Raw genomic sequence first — 16,240 nt, 5'->3', positions numbered from 1 at the left:
AAATCACTTACACTGGTAGAGCACTCGGCTGTTAACCGAGTTGTCGCCCGTTCGAGCCGGGCAGGGGGAGCCAAAAGAACGTCTGCAACAGCAGGCGTTTTTTATTTTATACTGCCTGTTTGTATGGACTGTGATATTGACAAATTGACGTTTGGGTGATATAATCGCCTTGTAAACTTAAATACTATTGATCGGAATTAACAACATGAGGAATATAACTAAAAAAATACTTATATGCAGCGGTTTGCTGATGATACTTGCAGCTTTTTCCCTCTGCGCGTACAATGTTGTAAAGGACAAAAAGGCATATAAGAATTCTCAGGTTGTCATGTCGGAGCTGATACAGCTTATCCCTGAGACTACTGCTGAAAAGCCAGCGGAAATACTGACAAATCCTGCAGATGATCTTTTTGCTCCATATAAGGAACAAAGCGATGATACTGAGAAAATGCCCTCACCCATCACGGTTGACGGCAGAGAATACTGCGGATATATCTCTATGCCTGCCCTTGGTCTGGAACTGCCCGTTATCGACAATTGGAGCTATGACGCGCTTAATTATTCGCCCTGCCGTTTCAGCGGTACTGCTGCCGGGAAAGACCTTATTATAGCAGCTCATAATTACAACAGCCATTTCGGGCTCATCTCAAAGCTTAACAACGGCGATGATTTATTTTTCACGGATACTTCCGGAACTGTCTTTAGCTATAAAGTTGAGGATATAAGAGTGCTGGACGGCAGCGATTCGGAGGGAATGTTCTATGGAAAGACTGATGAATGGGATATAACGCTTTTTACCTGCACACTTAGCGGACAGGGCAGAGTAGCTGTTAGAGGCAGTATTAAAAACGGGAATAAGTGACAAAAGCACCTTTGGAAAAAACTCCAAAGGTGCTTTTTATTTGTTATTTATCATCTTTTTTGGTTTTTATAAGAGTACCCAGTGATATAAGAATAAGTCCGCCGGCGCTTAGAGGTATTACCGGCCACCACAGCTGTCCGGTCTGTGCAAGGGGCGGCAGTGCCGATGTTGTTGTGGGAGGTTTTGTGATCGTTGTCTGATTTATGGCAGTTGTTGTAGTTGTTGTTATAACTGTTATTGATGACGTTGTAGTTGTGGAAGAGGTCGTGCCTGTTGACCTGTAGCTGTTCTTTATCAGGTACTGGGTGCTGTTGAAGTCGATTATTACTGTATAATCCACAGGAATATCACGCTCGGCAACGTGCCAGTTATTTGTGGGATCAAGCTCCTTCCAGCGGTATTCCCAGTTATTATCTTCGTTCAGGGTCACTGTATCGTGAAGCTCGCCGTTGCAGTACAGGTCAACCGTTACATAGGTCGGATGAGCTGCGTTGTCGTCTGAATCGTTTACCCATACCTTTCTGACAGTGTACGAACCGATAGTATTTCCAAGAGTAGCATAGAAGAACTTTGGATAGGCGTTATAGCTGAAGGATACATCTTTTTCGCCTGCCTCAAGCAGCAGGGAAGAGGGAACATAGTATGTGTTTCCGACCTTCAGTGTTTTGCCGACAGCAAGGTACAGTCCCTTGGTCAGACCGCCGAATGTCAGTTCACCGTTTTCATCGGTCATGCCACTGTTTACTGGTGTGATACCGTCTGCAACAGCGTAGCTTTCTATGGTCTTTGCTGTCTGTTCCACGTTTTCTTCGGTTATGCTGCTCATGTCTATGGGATAGCCGGCAAAATCTCCTGTAAGAGTGAAGCTGTTTCCCGAACGCTCTCCTATTCTGTACAGTTTCCATTGCATACCTGTAAGAATGGTCTCATCCTTACGGCATATAAGTGTTATGGAACGGTCGCTGCTGTTCTCGCAGCTGCCTGTGAACGGGGCGCAGAATGATATGCATAGAAGCACTGAAAGCAGAAATACTATAAATCTCGTGGATCTGTTTTTGGGGAACGGCATGAGATCACCTCTTTTTTTATTTTATTGTTTTTATCCTGTCTGCCGCTGAATATCCAGAAAAGTATAAGGCATATGAGTACGGGTATCACTATGAACGGCAGTACCGCTATTTCATCAACAGGGACTGCGTCAGCAGGAACTTTTACAACGTGCGGAAGCTCTGTATCTATCCTGTGCGCTCGTACAAGCAGCCTGTGAGTGTTTATACCGTATGGAGTGCAGGTCATGAGAGTAACGCAGTCCATGCCAGGTACAGGTGCGAGTCTGTCCATTTCGTAGGGGAGGACAGTAGCTATCTCGTCGACCTCATAGTCCAGTATCTCATCAAGAACAGTTATGCGGAAGGTATCGTTTTCCGTAAGCTGATCTATATCAGTGAAGAGCTTTGCCGACGGCAGACCGCGGTGTGCGGATATTACCGAATGGCTGCCCTTTCCGCCTATCGGGAGGGAGGTACCCTCTATATGTCCTACGGCTACATTCAGCACCTCCGGACTTGTGCCGTGGTATATGGGGAGATAGGTATTGATCTTTGGTATTTCAATATACCCCATTATACCGGTGCCTGTTATATCGAGAGAACTTTCGTAGCCTCTTATATCCTTATAATCGCTGAGCGGCGAACTGAGCTTTGCGAGCTCACGGTTGTATTTTTTTGCTCTTTCGAGCTGCCTTTCCTTGTCTGCGCTGTCCATGCTGCTTACTGTCTGGTCGTATATGGCGATAGCACGGGACTGTTTACCGGCATTCCACCAGTTGCTGAATGAGGGATATGCCATTATGCAAAGCCCTGCCACGAGTGCGGCAACAAGTGCGGCGTTGATGATAAAACTGCGCTTATTCTTCATTTTACCTTACCGGATGAGCCGAATGGCAGCACCTTAATATAAACCTTTCCAATAATGTTTTCCTCGGCAACACAGCCGACGGAGGAAGAGCGGCTGTCCACGGATGTATCACGCGCGTCGCCCATGACGAAGTACCTGTCGGCGGGAACTGTAAAAGGGAAAGCTGTGTCGCATTCTCCAATGTCCTTGCGGCTGACGTATGGTTCATCGAGCCTGCTTCCGTTCAGTTCGACTGTACCGTCTGCGAGAATGTTCACAACGTCGTCCGAAGTACCGATAACGCGCTTTATAAGGACCTTTTTATTATGGTAGAAGGCGATCACGTCGCCTTTTTTTATATCTGAGGTCTTATGGCAGAGAACCACCTGTCCGGCTGACAGTGTTGGTTCCATGCTGTTTCCCGTTACCTTGAACACGGGAAAAATAAAATTGCATACAAGAACTATAACGGCAGCCGCGGTGACGAGAGAACACAGCGTACTGAGCAGCGCCTTTGCAAATGCTTTTTTATTGCCGGAGGGCTTTTTAGTCTGTTCATTAGTGCTTTTTTCGTCCATGATCTGATACGCAGCCTTTCGGAATATACAAAGTGTAATATTACTAAAAATTAATACAATAAATTTAAATCATCTGTGCAACTGCACACTGATTTATTTTGTCTGCTGAGGTACCTGATATCACAAGGACACAGCCCTCATGTGTATATTATACTTCTTATGTGTACGTCAAGTCAATCTTAAAATGTGAAAATTCGTGAAATGATGCGGAATTTTGGCGTTGCTCACAATACAGAGGTCATTCTTTTGACAAAAGCAACAAAAGATTTCCAAATTTGAAACAGGTGATTAACAATGTGTTAAAGTTGTCCTTGTAGTATAAATTTATACATAATATTCCGAGCGTATAGATAAATGGTTGAGCCTCGCTGTGTTTAAATCGCACAAAATGCCTCTTCTGTATTGGTGGTTTACCACAAAAAATAAAATATTATGTTAATAAACTGTGAAAACGGTTGCGCCGTTTCATAACTAGTGGTATAATGTAAATACCTGATAGAAACAGAGAAAAAAATCAGCTTTTTATGGAGAAATATTATGACTGATAAGGAATTCAAGCACTTGAAAAGAAGTGACCTGATATATATAATCTATGAATACCAGAAAAAACAGGAGGAGCTCATAAAGGAAAATGAGGAGCTCCGTGAAAAACTGAAGGAAAAGGAACTTAAAATAAGCAATGCGGGTTCCCTCGCGGATGTGGCTGCAAAGCTGAACGGACTGTTTGAAGCAGCTCAGCAGACAGCGGACGACTATATCAGCCAGCTTCACGGCGCTGCTTCCGCTGAAGCTGAAAAGAAGGCGGAAGCTATAATCAGGGACGCCGAGGAAAAGGCACGCAGGATCATTTCCGAAGCAGAATCGGGACTTGCGGAAAAAATGATTAATAAGGAAATAGTGGATTATGTCAGCTAAGAAAAAGGCTCCGGAAACCCTGCCGTCTGTTGAGCAGGTAGAAACGGAGCTCAAAAACATAAAATACAGGAAAAAATTCAGAAGCACGCTGTTCAGCACAATATCTATCCTTATAGTTGTGGCGGCTGTGGCAGTGCTTGTATCAACTCTGTTATTTCCGGTGGTACAGGTAGCCGGAAGCAGCATGGAGCCGACCTTGAAGGAGGGGGATATCCTCGTCCTTGTCAAGTCGGACAAGGTAAAACACGGAGAGCTTTGCTGCGTTTCATGGCAGAACAAATCGCTGCTGAAGCGCGTTATAGGTCTTTCAGGGGACATGATAGACATGGACGGCGACGGGAACGTCTATGTCAACGGAGAGCTTCTTGACGAGCCTTATGTAGAGGAAAAGGAGCTGGGAAGATGTGAGATAGAATTCCCGTATGAGGTGCCTGAGGACAGGATATTCATACTCGGCGACCAGCGCGGTTCTTCTGTGGACAGCAGAAGTTCAGCGATAGGCTGCGTAGGAAAGGATCAGATAGTCGGCAGGGTGCTTTTCAGGATATGGTCCAAAAAATAATGCCAGAAAGGGGAACGGTGAAATAGATGAAAAACTATTTCGACAGTTTTTATGAGATAATTCATAAAAACAGCGTTAAGCGACGGCGAATGGTCTCGCTGCTGCTTGTTTTATCAGTATTTGTTTCATCGGGAGTCCTCTGGGAACTTCACGATACTGTCATCACAATGGTGAATGAACCACTGTGCGCCATAGCGGAGCATGAGCATACCGATGAATGTTATGAATACCGTCTTGTATGCGGACTTGATGAGAACGAGGAGCATACTCATACCGAGGAGTGCTATGAGAAGGTCCTTGTATGCGGTAATGAAGAGCATTTGCACACAACGCTCTGCTATACCGGCGAGGAGCTTCCCGGAAGCAGTGATAAGTCGGATAATGAGGAGAGCAATATCGTTTCCATAGATCTTCCTGAGGAGGAAGATGAGGAAATGCTCCTTGAACAGCTTGATCCGGCAGCGGCGGCAGAGTTCAGGTTAGGAAAGGCGATGAGGGCTTCTCTTGCGAATGATCCCACAGAGCTTGAATCACCTTCAGGAGTATCTACCATAGATAATATCGCACGAGGTATCAATATCACGCTGTTTGATTATCATGATACCGAGAACGAGCTTGAATCAAAGCTGAACAACTATGATATCTCATGGGACAGCGACAGTCATAAATGGGTGCATAATCATATAAAGTATGCCGGTGTTAACAATGGAAGAAATCCCACAGATGATATCATGTTCTTCTCTTATGGTACGCCTGATTTTATTGGTACAAATGCCGACAATGACGATGATTATCATTATGGTGATTATTATTATAATGTTTACACACGTACACAAACAGAGCTGATAAGCAAGAACAACTACTCAGGTGATTATAACACAAATAGCCTGTATTCCTCTCAGCTGTCGGGCAACAGACCAATACAGGGAATAGTAAAGAATCAGCTGTCGGCTGCCGGTTATCCCGTGATGAACAATACCGCGGCACACAGCCTAGATTATCTTTTTAGTGAAACACCGAGCGCTTATAAGACAGTCTATACCGGTGTAAATCATTTTCTGCAGGATATTAACGGGCACCTTGTTTATAACAGCAATAACAATTACGCTTATTATAATGAGGATACCCATGATTTTACTGTTTATGAAAGTACATATCATATCATAAACAGGGATCATCACAGAGACAAGGACTATAACAACCTCACTGATGTTGAATATGACGGAGCTAACGGCGGTGAGTTCAAGATAGGATTCTTCCCCTTCGATCAGTACGATCTGACAAGAAGAGACCCTAACTTCAACGGTAACGGCTTCAATCACCATTTCGGAATGAAAATGGACGCCAGGTTCAAAAATCTCGGTGCTCCGACGGAACCGATAGTATTAAAGTACAGCGGTGATGACGATATGTGGGTATTCGTTGATGATGTTCTTGTTCTTGATATAGGCGGTATCCACGAGCCTGCCGCTGGTATGATAGATTTTACCAACGGTCTTGTGTGGACGCAGGATAACGCACTCGGCAGCGTTGCCGAGACCGCATATAACAATTTAAGGAGCAGCAATCCGGGGCTGCCTGTATACGCTGATATCCCGAAGCCTGACAACGGTGTGAATACCGACGGCGCATCGGAATCAAAGTGGAAGGTAGAGACTCTGGCAAGCAAATTTGCAGGCATTGAAGGCAAGAGCTGTGACGCAAGGGACAACAAGGCTCATACTATCGAGATGTTCTATCTCGAACGAGGCGGCTGTTATTCAAACCTTGCCATAGATATGAACCTCCCCACAGTAAGACCTCTGACTGTTATAAAGGACGTTGATTTCCGCAATCATTATTCAAATGATTATGACAGGACAGATGATGCGAACTGTCCGACATATCAGTTTGCGGTATATGTCGAAGATCCTGTGGATTCAGGAACCTATGTGCTTGCTGATCTCGGAGAGCCTAATCCGTTCCGGCTGAAGGACGGAGAACGAAAGGATTTCTATTTAGCCGATGAGACAAGAAAATATTACGTTGTCGAAAACGGTATAGATCCGAATATATATTCAAGTGTACTGGTCAATGCTGCGGCGCGGCCGATAGAAAGCGGCAGTGCAGTCAGCGGTACACCTGCGGCGCTGAATGTTACGGACAGCTACAACTTCACTAACATTGTACGTCAGGAAGAAACTACACTTAACGTAACAAAGACGTGGCTGAATCCGTCGGGAACTGTTGTTGCGGGTCCGACCGGTCATCCGGTAAAGTTCAAGCTGTTCCGTTCTGATAACGGCGGAGAACCGCAGCCGGTGGAGATAGGCGGAAAGATGACGTTTACTCTGAGCTCGCCGGGCTGGTCATGGAGCTCGCCGGTAATGCTTCCGACAAGATACGGTGATCATTTCTATACCTATTCTGTTGAGGAGCTCAACGTGCCGGATGGCTATGTGGCTTCATACGGAACAGACCAGTACGGCAATCCTACAATAACCAACAAGGACGTCACAAATGTTGATATCCACGTTCAGAAGAACTGGATAAATACCGCAACCGCAGACAAAACGAATATACGACTGGTACTTAAAAGAGAACGCGCCCCGTATGCACCGAGTCAGGCTACAAGCCTGAGGATAAATCTTCGTGACGCGGCGGGCAATCTGCTTTCGACATATGAAGTCGGCTCGGACGAGGATAAGATATATGCCGGAGGCAGCGTAGAATTTGCATTCACTGCGCCAAACGGCGTTGAGTATTATCCAATGGATTCTGCGTATCCGAAATGCGTTCCGAATACGGTGGAAGTAGACCAGATAAGCGACAGGACGTTTGAAATATCAAATCTCGCACCTGAGACCGATCCGTCGGTTATTGCAAATGAAGTCGATATCAAGATATATACCGACGAGGCAGAAGACTCTCTGCTGCTCCTGCACCACTCGTTTTCACAATGGACTGACGGCTGGATACCAAACGGTGGTTCAGAGATACTGACGAGTTCCTACAACGCTTATGCAAAGGGCGACGGAATGCTTATAAGAGGTCCGGGTAATACAGACAGAACGGCTTCAAATCAGGGTGCAAGGTACGATCTTGATCCTCAGATATTCAAGGTAAATCATACTTATACATTCAGTACCTATGTAAGATACGATGAAGATGTGGGTGTTGAGGAAACGGTTGGCGGTGTGACTAAAAAATATGTTATTTTCAAATTCACACTGTACGACGGACTTGAAAACGGCGATGCCAGCTATAGTGTTATAGAGCAGACAAAGGTTTATTCAGGCGAATGGACTCATCTTATGGGAACGGTCACTCTGCCGCCGGATATCAACCCTTACGGAATGTATATTATAGTTGAATCCTTTGATCCGCCCGGTCAGCCTTTTATCGGTCCAGGTCAATTCAGAATGGACGAATTCGCTGCTATCGAAGGCAATCATGCGATCAATGTTGAAGAAACGACAGGAAAGTTAACTGTCGGAAGCGGTGAATATACAGCAGCTGCTAACGGAACTGCGGTGTATGAATATAATACAATGCAGAATTACAGCAGCAATGGCTGGGGACCTTTTGGCAGCACAAGTCTATCGCAAAAGAATTATCAGTCCAATTATGCTGTTGTAGTATCAGGCAGAACTGATGACTGGCAGGGTGTTTCTAAAAACCTTAAAAATCTTAATCTTACACCCGGTCAGAAATATCACCATATTGCTCAGGTAGCAGGTCATCACAACGGCAACGACTCTACTACACCACATACTATCAGAGCAACTCTGACATATACCGATACTAATAACAAGTCTCAGTATATTCTTCTTGGTTCTGTCGATACAAAAGGCAATCAATGGGGAACGATAGATGCTGTATTTGATCTCCCGACTGATGTAGATACATCGAAGGACATAGTTATATACTATAACACGACGGGAACAGAGGATTTTGAGGTGTGGAGCTCAAGGTTGTATGAAGCGATTGAAAACACAGACCTTGATAAAGCTGGATATACCCTTTCGGGCGGTACATACACTTCAAATTATTCTCAGTACGGACTGGTTCTCGATTCCGATTCCGCAACAAATCCGTTAAACCTTACTTCAGCTTTTACGGAAGACACATCTTTCTCCAGACCGGTAACGCTGAGTGAGGCTGACAACTGGAAGTATCACTGGACAAAAGGCGACGGAGCAGATGATATCCAGGAAGCTTCCGGCTACCGCTACCGTTACTACATCGAAGAACAGTGGATCGGTGACAGTTCAAATACGGTGGGCTACGACAGTACGGAAAATATCTGGAAGTCAAGTGATGAAGGATTTATCGTAAGCTACAGCGGAAATATGGTAGAGACCAACGATGAGGATAATCCGATAATCGTAAATAACAGGAGTATTCGCTACAGGCTGCCCGAAACAGGCGGCGGAGGCAGAGGAAGGATATATTTCTTCGGAACTCTGCTGACAGCGATAGGAATAATAAGCGGATCCGCCTTGTACAGGCGCAAAAGGAGGCGAATTTGAAATGGCTTCCTGAGAATGAAACGGCGGATCAACACGAATAAATTTATTGAAAACGGAGGTAAATTATATGAAAACCAATAAGAAAACTTTAGCTATACTGACTGCAGGATTGTTAGCAGTAACCCCTATGGCAGCTACCGGATTTACAGCGTTTGCGGCAGATTATGATATCACAGTAAACAATGAAACTGATGGATATACATACAACGCTTATAAAATATTTGCAGGTACTCTGAGCGGTACTGTACTTTCAAATGTTACATGGGCTACAGGCTTTGACGGTGCTCAGATGCTCCTTGACTTAAAGGGTGATACGCTTTTGGGATCAGATTTTGCAACAGTTACCGATGCAGCTTCAATAGCGGCAAAACTCCCTGACCTCAGCGGCAACAGTGAAAAGCTTGCTCAGTTTGCAAAACTTGCTTACGCAAATAAGGGAACAACAGCTTCCGTGGCATCAGGCGGACTGAGCGGTGGAGTATATACTATCCCTGCAACAGAAGCAGGTTATTACCTCATTGAAGAGGCAAGCGTACCCACAGGAGCAATAACATCAAGATATCTGCTTAAAGTTGCAGGACCTACAGACGTAACTCCCAAGAGACCTTCACCATCTCTTACAAAGGTAATATCTAATCCTAATCCCAAGGATTCAGGCAAGGCAAATGATGTGTGCATAGGAGATGCTGTCAGCTACACATTAACATCTGCAGTTCCTGATATGACAGGCTATTCAAAGTATTTCTTCGTTGTCAACGATGACTTGGCCGCAGGTCTTACATTCAATAATGACGTTGCTGTTACCATAGGTGCAACTACCTTAACGGCAGGTACTCATTATGTGGTACAGACTGATGCTGCTGATACAGACGGACATTCATTCCAGATAGTCTTCAAGGATTTCTACGGCAACTGGAAAACACATTCAGGAGAGACTATAACAGTTACATATTCCGCTACACTTAACGAGAACGCTAACCGCGGAACGACCGGAAATGTTAATACTGCAAACCTTACATATTCAAACAATCCGAATGTTGCTGCTGTGGGTGAATCTCCTACAAATTCTGATGAGCCTAAAAAGCCTGAAGGCGGCAATCCGGGCGATTCTTTCGGAACAACTCCTGATCAGCAGACAAAGACCTATACCGCAAATATCAAGCTTACAAAGCGCGACGGAGCTTCAACAACAACTCCCAAGGCAGTGCTTACCGGTGCAAAATTCCAGATCAGCGGCGTATCTGACAAGGTAGTGCTTATAAACGAAGAGGCATTTGAGGAAGCAGCTTCAGGAACATATTACAGACTGAAAAACGGTACATTTGCTTTAGTTTCTTCTTCACCGGCTGCAGATGATATTGATGACAGCTCAAAGAAGTATAACAAGGTGACAAATGTTACTTCTTCCACAGTTAAGACCAACATCTGTAAAGAGGCTTATGTAAAGGCTGACGGTACACTGGAATTCGGCGGTCTGGGCGCAGGTACATATACTATCACCGAGATCAAAACTCCTGATGGCTATAACACAGTTGAGCCTATAACAATTGTTATTGATGACACCAATACAGTATTCAGCGCACCTCAATGGTCAGCAACAAAGGACGGCGCACCAATTGCTGTAAATGAAGCTGCAAGCTCTGCGGCAGTTGAATTTGATGTTGTAAATAATGTCGGTACTACTCTTCCTTCGACCGGTGGTATCGGTACAAAGCTGTTCTATATCATAGGCAGTCTGCTGGTAGCGGGTTCAGTAGTTCTCCTCGTAACAAAGAAGAGAATGAGCGTTAAGTAAGACTGAGAAAAACTGTAAAACACAGCAAATATCTGAATTATTCGTGCAGCGGGGGACACACCTCCGCTGCACGAAGTTTAATGCAAGGAGCTTTTGATGAAGCGTATCATTATCAGGTCGCTGCCGTTTGCGGCACTGTTCATAGGAGTATTCCTGCTTTTGTATCCGACTGTCAGCGAGCATATAAACGCTATGCACCAGTCAAAAGCGATACAGGCGTATAACGAGATAACCGCCTCCATGAGCAGTGAAGAGCATGACAAGATGATAGAAGCGGCAAAGGAATACAACAGAAAACTTCTCACCGAGGAGAACCCGATACTTGAGCCGGAAAAGATACCGGGATACTACAATACACTTGATATTACGGGTACAGGTATCATGGGATATCTTACAATAGAAAAGATAAAGGTAGAGCTGCCGGTCTATCACAGTGTAAACGACAACGTACTGCAGGTAGCAGCCGGACACCTTCCGGGAACCAGCCTGCCGGTAGGCGGAGAAGGTACTCACTCGGTAATGTCGGGACACCGCGGACTTCCCAGTGCAAGGCTGTTCACAGACCTTGACAAGCTGGAGCCCGGCGATATATTCTATATTACCGTTATGTCAGACGTATTTACATATCAGGTGGATCAGGTAAAGATCGTCAAGCCTTATGAGATAGATGATCTGAGCATTGAACCCGGCAAGGATTACTGTACTCTGTTTACCTGTACTCCATACGGTATCAACTCACACAGACTGCTTGTCAGGGGTGAAAGGGTTGAGACAAAGGAAGAGTACAAGATATACATTGCGAACGATGTTTTTATAGTGTCGCCGTTTATCGTAGCGCCTGCCATTGCAGCGCCGATACTGTTTGTACTGCTCATACTGCTTATGGTAAACAGCGGCAGGAAGCAGAAAGGAGACAAACGAAAAAAGCCATAAAGAAGCAGCAGCTTCCTTATGGCTTTTTTATGCTGATAACCCGGTTATTCAAATTTTCCCATGCTTACGAGCTGTGCCGTGAACCTCTTGCAGCCGGGGCAGAAGGTTATTGAACCGCGGCTTTTGCGCAGAAGCGTGGAGCGGCAGGAAGGACATTCATGCCTGAATTCCACGGAAAGCGTGAAGTCGCTGTTATTAAGTGAGAGCTCCTTTGCCATCTGTACCGAAAAGTTGCGGCAGTCCATGCACTGATAGAGCTCGGTATCGCAGTTGATATAGACCTTTTCACGCTCATATCTCATCATGTGCTGGATAGTTTCTCCGAATTTTCCATAGAGAGCGGCGCTTCTGAGTTCTTCTTCCGCTTCTTCGACCCGTCTTGTGTATGTCCTTGACATATAGCTGCCGCCGACGAAGAATTCCTCTTCGTACCCGCATTCCTCGCATCTGTATCTGTAGGACGTTCCCATGTTCACCGCTCCTTTCGCATAGTCCTTAACATCATACTATCATAAATATATTAAAAAATCAAGTATAAGGTGTTGACTTGCCATGTTTTATGTGATATAATGAGGAACATTATTCTGAGACGGAAGGTGATCCCGTGATAATAAGACTTATTACGGAAAACGATGACTACGCGGCGGTGAGCGATATCTATGAGCAGAGCTGGCGTTACGCATACAAAGGTATAATACCGCAGGACTACCTTGACAGCATACCTGAGGGCAGGTGGGTCAATGGCATAAACGCAAACGGCAGGACGGATATAGGAGCCTTTGAGGGTGACAGGATAGTGGGCACTGCGAGCTTCTGCACCTCCCGTTGGAAGAAATTCCCGGAGAGCGGAGAGATAGTTTCCATATATCTGCTGCCTGAGTATATCGGCAGGGGCATCGGAGCCGGTCTGCTGGAAAAATGCATGGAGGAGCTGGAATGGGAGGGCTTCCGCAGCATCATATTGTGGGTGCTGGAGGAAAATGTCCGCGCGAGGCTTTTTTACGAGAAGCACGGCTTTACAGCAACCAGTGAGGTCATGTCGGACAGCATCGGCGGCAGAGAGCTGAGAGAGGTAATGTATATCCTTTATCTGTGACGACCGGTGCGTTAGATTATTTGCATTAAAAGAAAGTTAATATGAACAAATTGTTAACAAATTATGCACTTCACGCTGAAAAAATGCATTTCAAGAATAAACTATTGCTATTTTTTGAACACCATGTTAAAATTTAGTCGGTTGCTTGAACAGGCAGCTTAGAAGGTGGCAATATAGTTTTTATTTACGTTTTTCTTAAACCGACCGGTTATAACAAACATAAACCAACCTATCCCCCCATAAACTATATTGCTTTCCTTTGCTTGCAAGAAAAAGCGCAGCTCTTATGAGCTGCGCTTTTTTGTTATTCATTTGAAGCCTGAGCTATTGATTCTACCTTTCCGAGACTGCGTATTGCAGGTATAGATGCGAGCAGAGCTATTACTATATTCAATGTCAGTGATATTATGACCACAGGTAATACATATGCGGTCAGCTCATGCATATTGAACCTGCCCCCTACAAGTCTTGCTGCTATTACTCCTATCAGAGTGCCGGAAATGGCGGCGGTAGCCGAGAATATGAGAGTTTCCAGCATAATGCTCCTGCGGAGCTGCTTCTTTGTCATGCCGACGCTCCTGAGCATCATCAGCTCACGGCTCCTGTTGAGCACGCTTGTGTTTACGGAATTTATCATGGAGAGTATTCCTACGAGCCATATTGATACAAGGAATATGAGCACTATCTTTACTATGGCGAAAATGAATTCGTGCAGACCTGTATTCATTGAGTACAGATTCTCAGCCATTTCCAGATTGTTTTTTTCCACGAATTCATTGAAGAGCTTAACTGCCTCCCTGTAGTGCTTACTGCCGTTCACGGTCAGTCCTATGCTGTAAGTCATATTAAACTCGGCAGAGTTTTCCAGAGGTACGATAAGACCGTTTATTGTAGATCTGCTGGATATCTTTCCTATTACCTTTATCCTGTCGCCGTAGGTAGTTGTGAGCTTGTAGCCGTCCTTCAGGTCATAGTAGGATGTCTCGTATTTCTCGATAAGCTTGCCGTCGTCGTCAGTATCCCTTTCTTCGTAGCTGCCGTAAATGCTGTTGTTGAACAGTGCAGCCTTTTTGCTTACGAATTCCTGATAGCTCATTCCCGAAATGACGTCAAGCTCGTATTTGTTGTATATTTTTTCATTGATAATATGGACAGCGCCGATTCCGTAAATAGTCTGACTTCGCAACAGTTTTTCCTTCACGATCCTGACAGAGCCGTCCCTGTCGGAGAAGGGGCATAGGTAATAGCCTGTAACACTGCACTCGGAGAATATTTCCTTATCTCCGAAATACTTGTCGATATCTCCGGTAATGTTTTTGGGATCGCCGCTGTAATAGCCGTCTATATAGAAATCGTAGGTCTCGTCATAAAGCTCTGATACTATCAGACCTTCCTTGATCTCGCCGTAAGCAAATATGAGAGCGATAGCCGAGAATGTGAACATCAGTACACCGAGAGCCATAGTTATTGTTGAGATAACGAAGCGGCTCTTTGCGGATTTGATATTTTTCTTAGTGTAACGCCTTATGAATTTTTTCGCGCTGAGGTTGAGCTTTGACTTCTTACTGTGCTTTTTCCTCTTTTTATTGCTCCTTGGCTTGCCGAAGTTCAGAGCCTCTGCCGGAGACAGCTTTCTTGCAGCCCACATAGCCGAGGTATAGGCGGATATGAATATAGCGATTATGGTCAGGAAGGCTCCGATAGCGATGAATACCGGCTTTGCCGAGAACTCGAAGACATCAATGCCTGACTTGTACAGGGCGTTTATTGAGCCGCGGCAAAGGAATATAGCCAACCCTATTCCGAGGGGCACAGCCGTAAAGCAGTAGAATATCGCTTCTATGAATACCAGTGCCGCTATCTGTCCCTTTGAAGCTCCTATGATACGCAGTGCCGCGAAGTGGCTGCTTCTTTCATGCACAGCCATTTCAAAGGTGCAGTCGATAACGAAACGCGATATGAACCATGCTATAAGGAGCACTACCAGCGCAGGCGCAGCTATACTTCCGAATTCCTTGTACATGGCGTAAGGGCTCTTCATCTCAAGACCGAGAAGAAGATCGTTTGTCCGGTAGCCGTATTCAGAGCTGTTATAGAAATCATTCTCATAGTTATGACCGAGGTCTGTGAAAAGCATTTTCAGTGCATCATCGTAATCGCAGGTGTCTGTCAGCCGCAGATATACCGATGAATTACCGTGGGTTTCCACTCCCTCTGTCTTAGTGTCGATAAGATCCTCCAGTGAGATATTGAAGCCCTTTCCGTTCGTGAGCACGAAATTGTCACTCTTTGAATAACGGTTGAAACCTGCGATAGTGAAGGTGACCTTCTTTGCGGTGCCGTACTGCTTATCAGTGTAGGGAGAATCCTGAAGCCCTATGTTCTGCTTTTCCAGAAGTGAAGCGATAGAGGCTCTGGTCGCCTTTTTCTGCGTTTCCTTTGAGAGATTTTGAAATTCCGGGTCACTGGAGGTGTATTGTGTGCCGTATTTTTCAAGAAGATTTGCACGGAGAGTCTTCATTGCCTCTGAATCCTCGTCGTAACCCGCTGTCATGGGACGTATGGTCAGAGTGACGGTATCGCCTGTGGAATAGCCCATTTCTTTGAGGAACTCCGGAACATAAACGCCGTCCTTTGTAATGTCGCTATCGGGAATGTCCACGTTTCTGTAGTACCTTACCAGCTTCTGATTTCCGTCCTCCTTTACAGCGGTTACAGCCCTGACCAAGTGTGTACTGCTGCCGTCAGACACCTCGAACAGCGATATCCTGCCGGAGTTGTCGTTATAAGAACCTGAGTATGAGGCGATGTCCGAACTGTATGTGAAGTAATCCGCTGTGACGGCATGGTGTATGGCTATATCAAGAGCCTTTTCCGGGTCTGCTGCCCTTTGTATCCATGAGTTTATTTCCAGCTCCCATGTACCGTCTTCCTTCAGGGTCTCATTGTAAAGGGTGGTATAACCGCTGCTGCCGTAGGTGCAGACAGTAGCGAGAATGAACGCCGAGAGCATGACACACATAAATGTAAGGAATGTGCGGAGCTTCTGCCGGCGTATGTATTTCAGCGAAAGAGATATGATATGTTTCATG

At 45.3% G+C, this 16,240-nt stretch carries 12 protein-coding genes; 7 read left to right on the top strand and 5 right to left on the bottom strand.

Features of this window, described 5'->3' with window-relative positions:
- Window positions 1–205 precede the first annotated feature (205 nt).
- The gene (locus QZZ36_RS06680) at window positions 206–862 is read left to right on the top strand and encodes a sortase (RefSeq protein ID WP_295078782.1); all 657 of its coding nucleotides are present in this window, start codon (window positions 206–208) and stop codon (window positions 860–862) included.
- Window positions 863–905: 43 nt separating this feature from the next.
- Here QZZ36_RS06680 and QZZ36_RS06675 read toward each other — a convergent pair whose 3' ends face one another.
- The 3 genes from QZZ36_RS06675 to lepB (QZZ36_RS06665) are packed head-to-tail and all read right to left on the bottom strand — an operon-like array spanning window position 906 to window position 3,336.
- Window positions 906–1,931 carry a Cna B-type domain-containing protein gene (locus tag QZZ36_RS06675; RefSeq protein ID WP_295078779.1) on the bottom strand — a complete coding sequence of 342 codons (1,026 nt, stop codon included), beginning with the start codon at window positions 1,929–1,931 and terminating at the stop codon, window positions 906–908.
- Complete coding sequence (locus QZZ36_RS06670) at window positions 1,895–2,779, bottom strand: class C sortase (protein ID WP_295078776.1); 885 nt, start codon at window positions 2,777–2,779, stop codon at window positions 1,895–1,897. Before QZZ36_RS06670 ends, QZZ36_RS06675 begins: the two co-directional genes overlap by 37 nt.
- Entirely contained in the window at window positions 2,776–3,336 is a 561-nt protein-coding gene (gene lepB / locus QZZ36_RS06665; RefSeq protein WP_295078773.1) for a signal peptidase I, read from the bottom strand. Before lepB (QZZ36_RS06665) ends, QZZ36_RS06670 begins: the two co-directional genes overlap by 4 nt.
- A gap of 537 nt (window positions 3,337–3,873) precedes the next feature.
- On the opposite strand from lepB (QZZ36_RS06665), the gene QZZ36_RS06660 reads away from it, so the two are divergent.
- From QZZ36_RS06660 to QZZ36_RS06640, 5 genes are all read left to right on the top strand, one after another.
- Complete coding sequence (locus QZZ36_RS06660; RefSeq protein WP_295078770.1) at window positions 3,874–4,251, top strand: DivIVA domain-containing protein; 378 nt, start codon at window positions 3,874–3,876, stop codon at window positions 4,249–4,251.
- On the top strand, window positions 4,241–4,813 hold the full coding sequence (gene lepB, locus QZZ36_RS06655; protein ID WP_295078767.1) for a signal peptidase I: 573 nt from the start codon (window positions 4,241–4,243) through the stop codon (window positions 4,811–4,813). The genes QZZ36_RS06660 and lepB (QZZ36_RS06655) overlap by 11 nt, the downstream gene beginning before the upstream one ends.
- Window positions 4,814–4,839: 26 nt before the next feature.
- On the top strand, window positions 4,840–9,324 hold the full coding sequence (locus QZZ36_RS06650; RefSeq protein ID WP_295078764.1) for a carbohydrate binding domain-containing protein: 4,485 nt from the start codon (window positions 4,840–4,842) through the stop codon (window positions 9,322–9,324).
- A gap of 67 nt (window positions 9,325–9,391) precedes the next feature.
- Window positions 9,392–11,119, top strand: a complete 1,728-nt coding sequence (locus tag QZZ36_RS06645) for an isopeptide-forming domain-containing fimbrial protein (RefSeq protein WP_295078761.1) — start codon at window positions 9,392–9,394, stop codon at window positions 11,117–11,119.
- A 96-nt stretch (window positions 11,120–11,215) separates the two neighbouring features.
- Entirely contained in the window at window positions 11,216–12,052 is an 837-nt protein-coding gene (locus QZZ36_RS06640; RefSeq protein WP_295078758.1) for a class C sortase, read from the top strand.
- Between the two features lie 44 nt (window positions 12,053–12,096).
- On the opposite strand, the gene QZZ36_RS06635 is transcribed toward QZZ36_RS06640, so the two are convergent.
- Window positions 12,097–12,522 carry a hypothetical protein gene (locus QZZ36_RS06635; RefSeq protein WP_295078755.1) on the bottom strand — a complete coding sequence of 142 codons (426 nt, stop codon included), beginning with the start codon at window positions 12,520–12,522 and terminating at the stop codon, window positions 12,097–12,099.
- 134 nt (window positions 12,523–12,656) lie between these two features.
- Between QZZ36_RS06635 and QZZ36_RS06630 the strand changes: the two genes are divergently transcribed.
- The gene (locus tag QZZ36_RS06630; RefSeq protein WP_295078751.1) at window positions 12,657–13,148 is read left to right on the top strand and encodes a GNAT family N-acetyltransferase; all 492 of its coding nucleotides are present in this window, start codon (window positions 12,657–12,659) and stop codon (window positions 13,146–13,148) included.
- 304 nt (window positions 13,149–13,452) lie between these two features.
- On the opposite strand, the gene QZZ36_RS06625 is transcribed toward QZZ36_RS06630, so the two are convergent.
- The gene (locus QZZ36_RS06625) at window positions 13,453–16,239 is read right to left on the bottom strand and encodes an ABC transporter permease (protein WP_295078748.1); all 2,787 of its coding nucleotides are present in this window, start codon (window positions 16,237–16,239) and stop codon (window positions 13,453–13,455) included.
- Window position 16,240 lies beyond the last annotated feature (1 nt).

The organism is Ruminococcus sp. (genome assembly GCF_016287535.1).
Classification (GTDB): domain Bacteria; phylum Bacillota; class Clostridia; order Oscillospirales; family Ruminococcaceae; genus Ruminococcus.
Note: the sequence above shows the minus strand (reverse complement) of the source record. Positions and strands in the feature narration are given on the sequence as shown.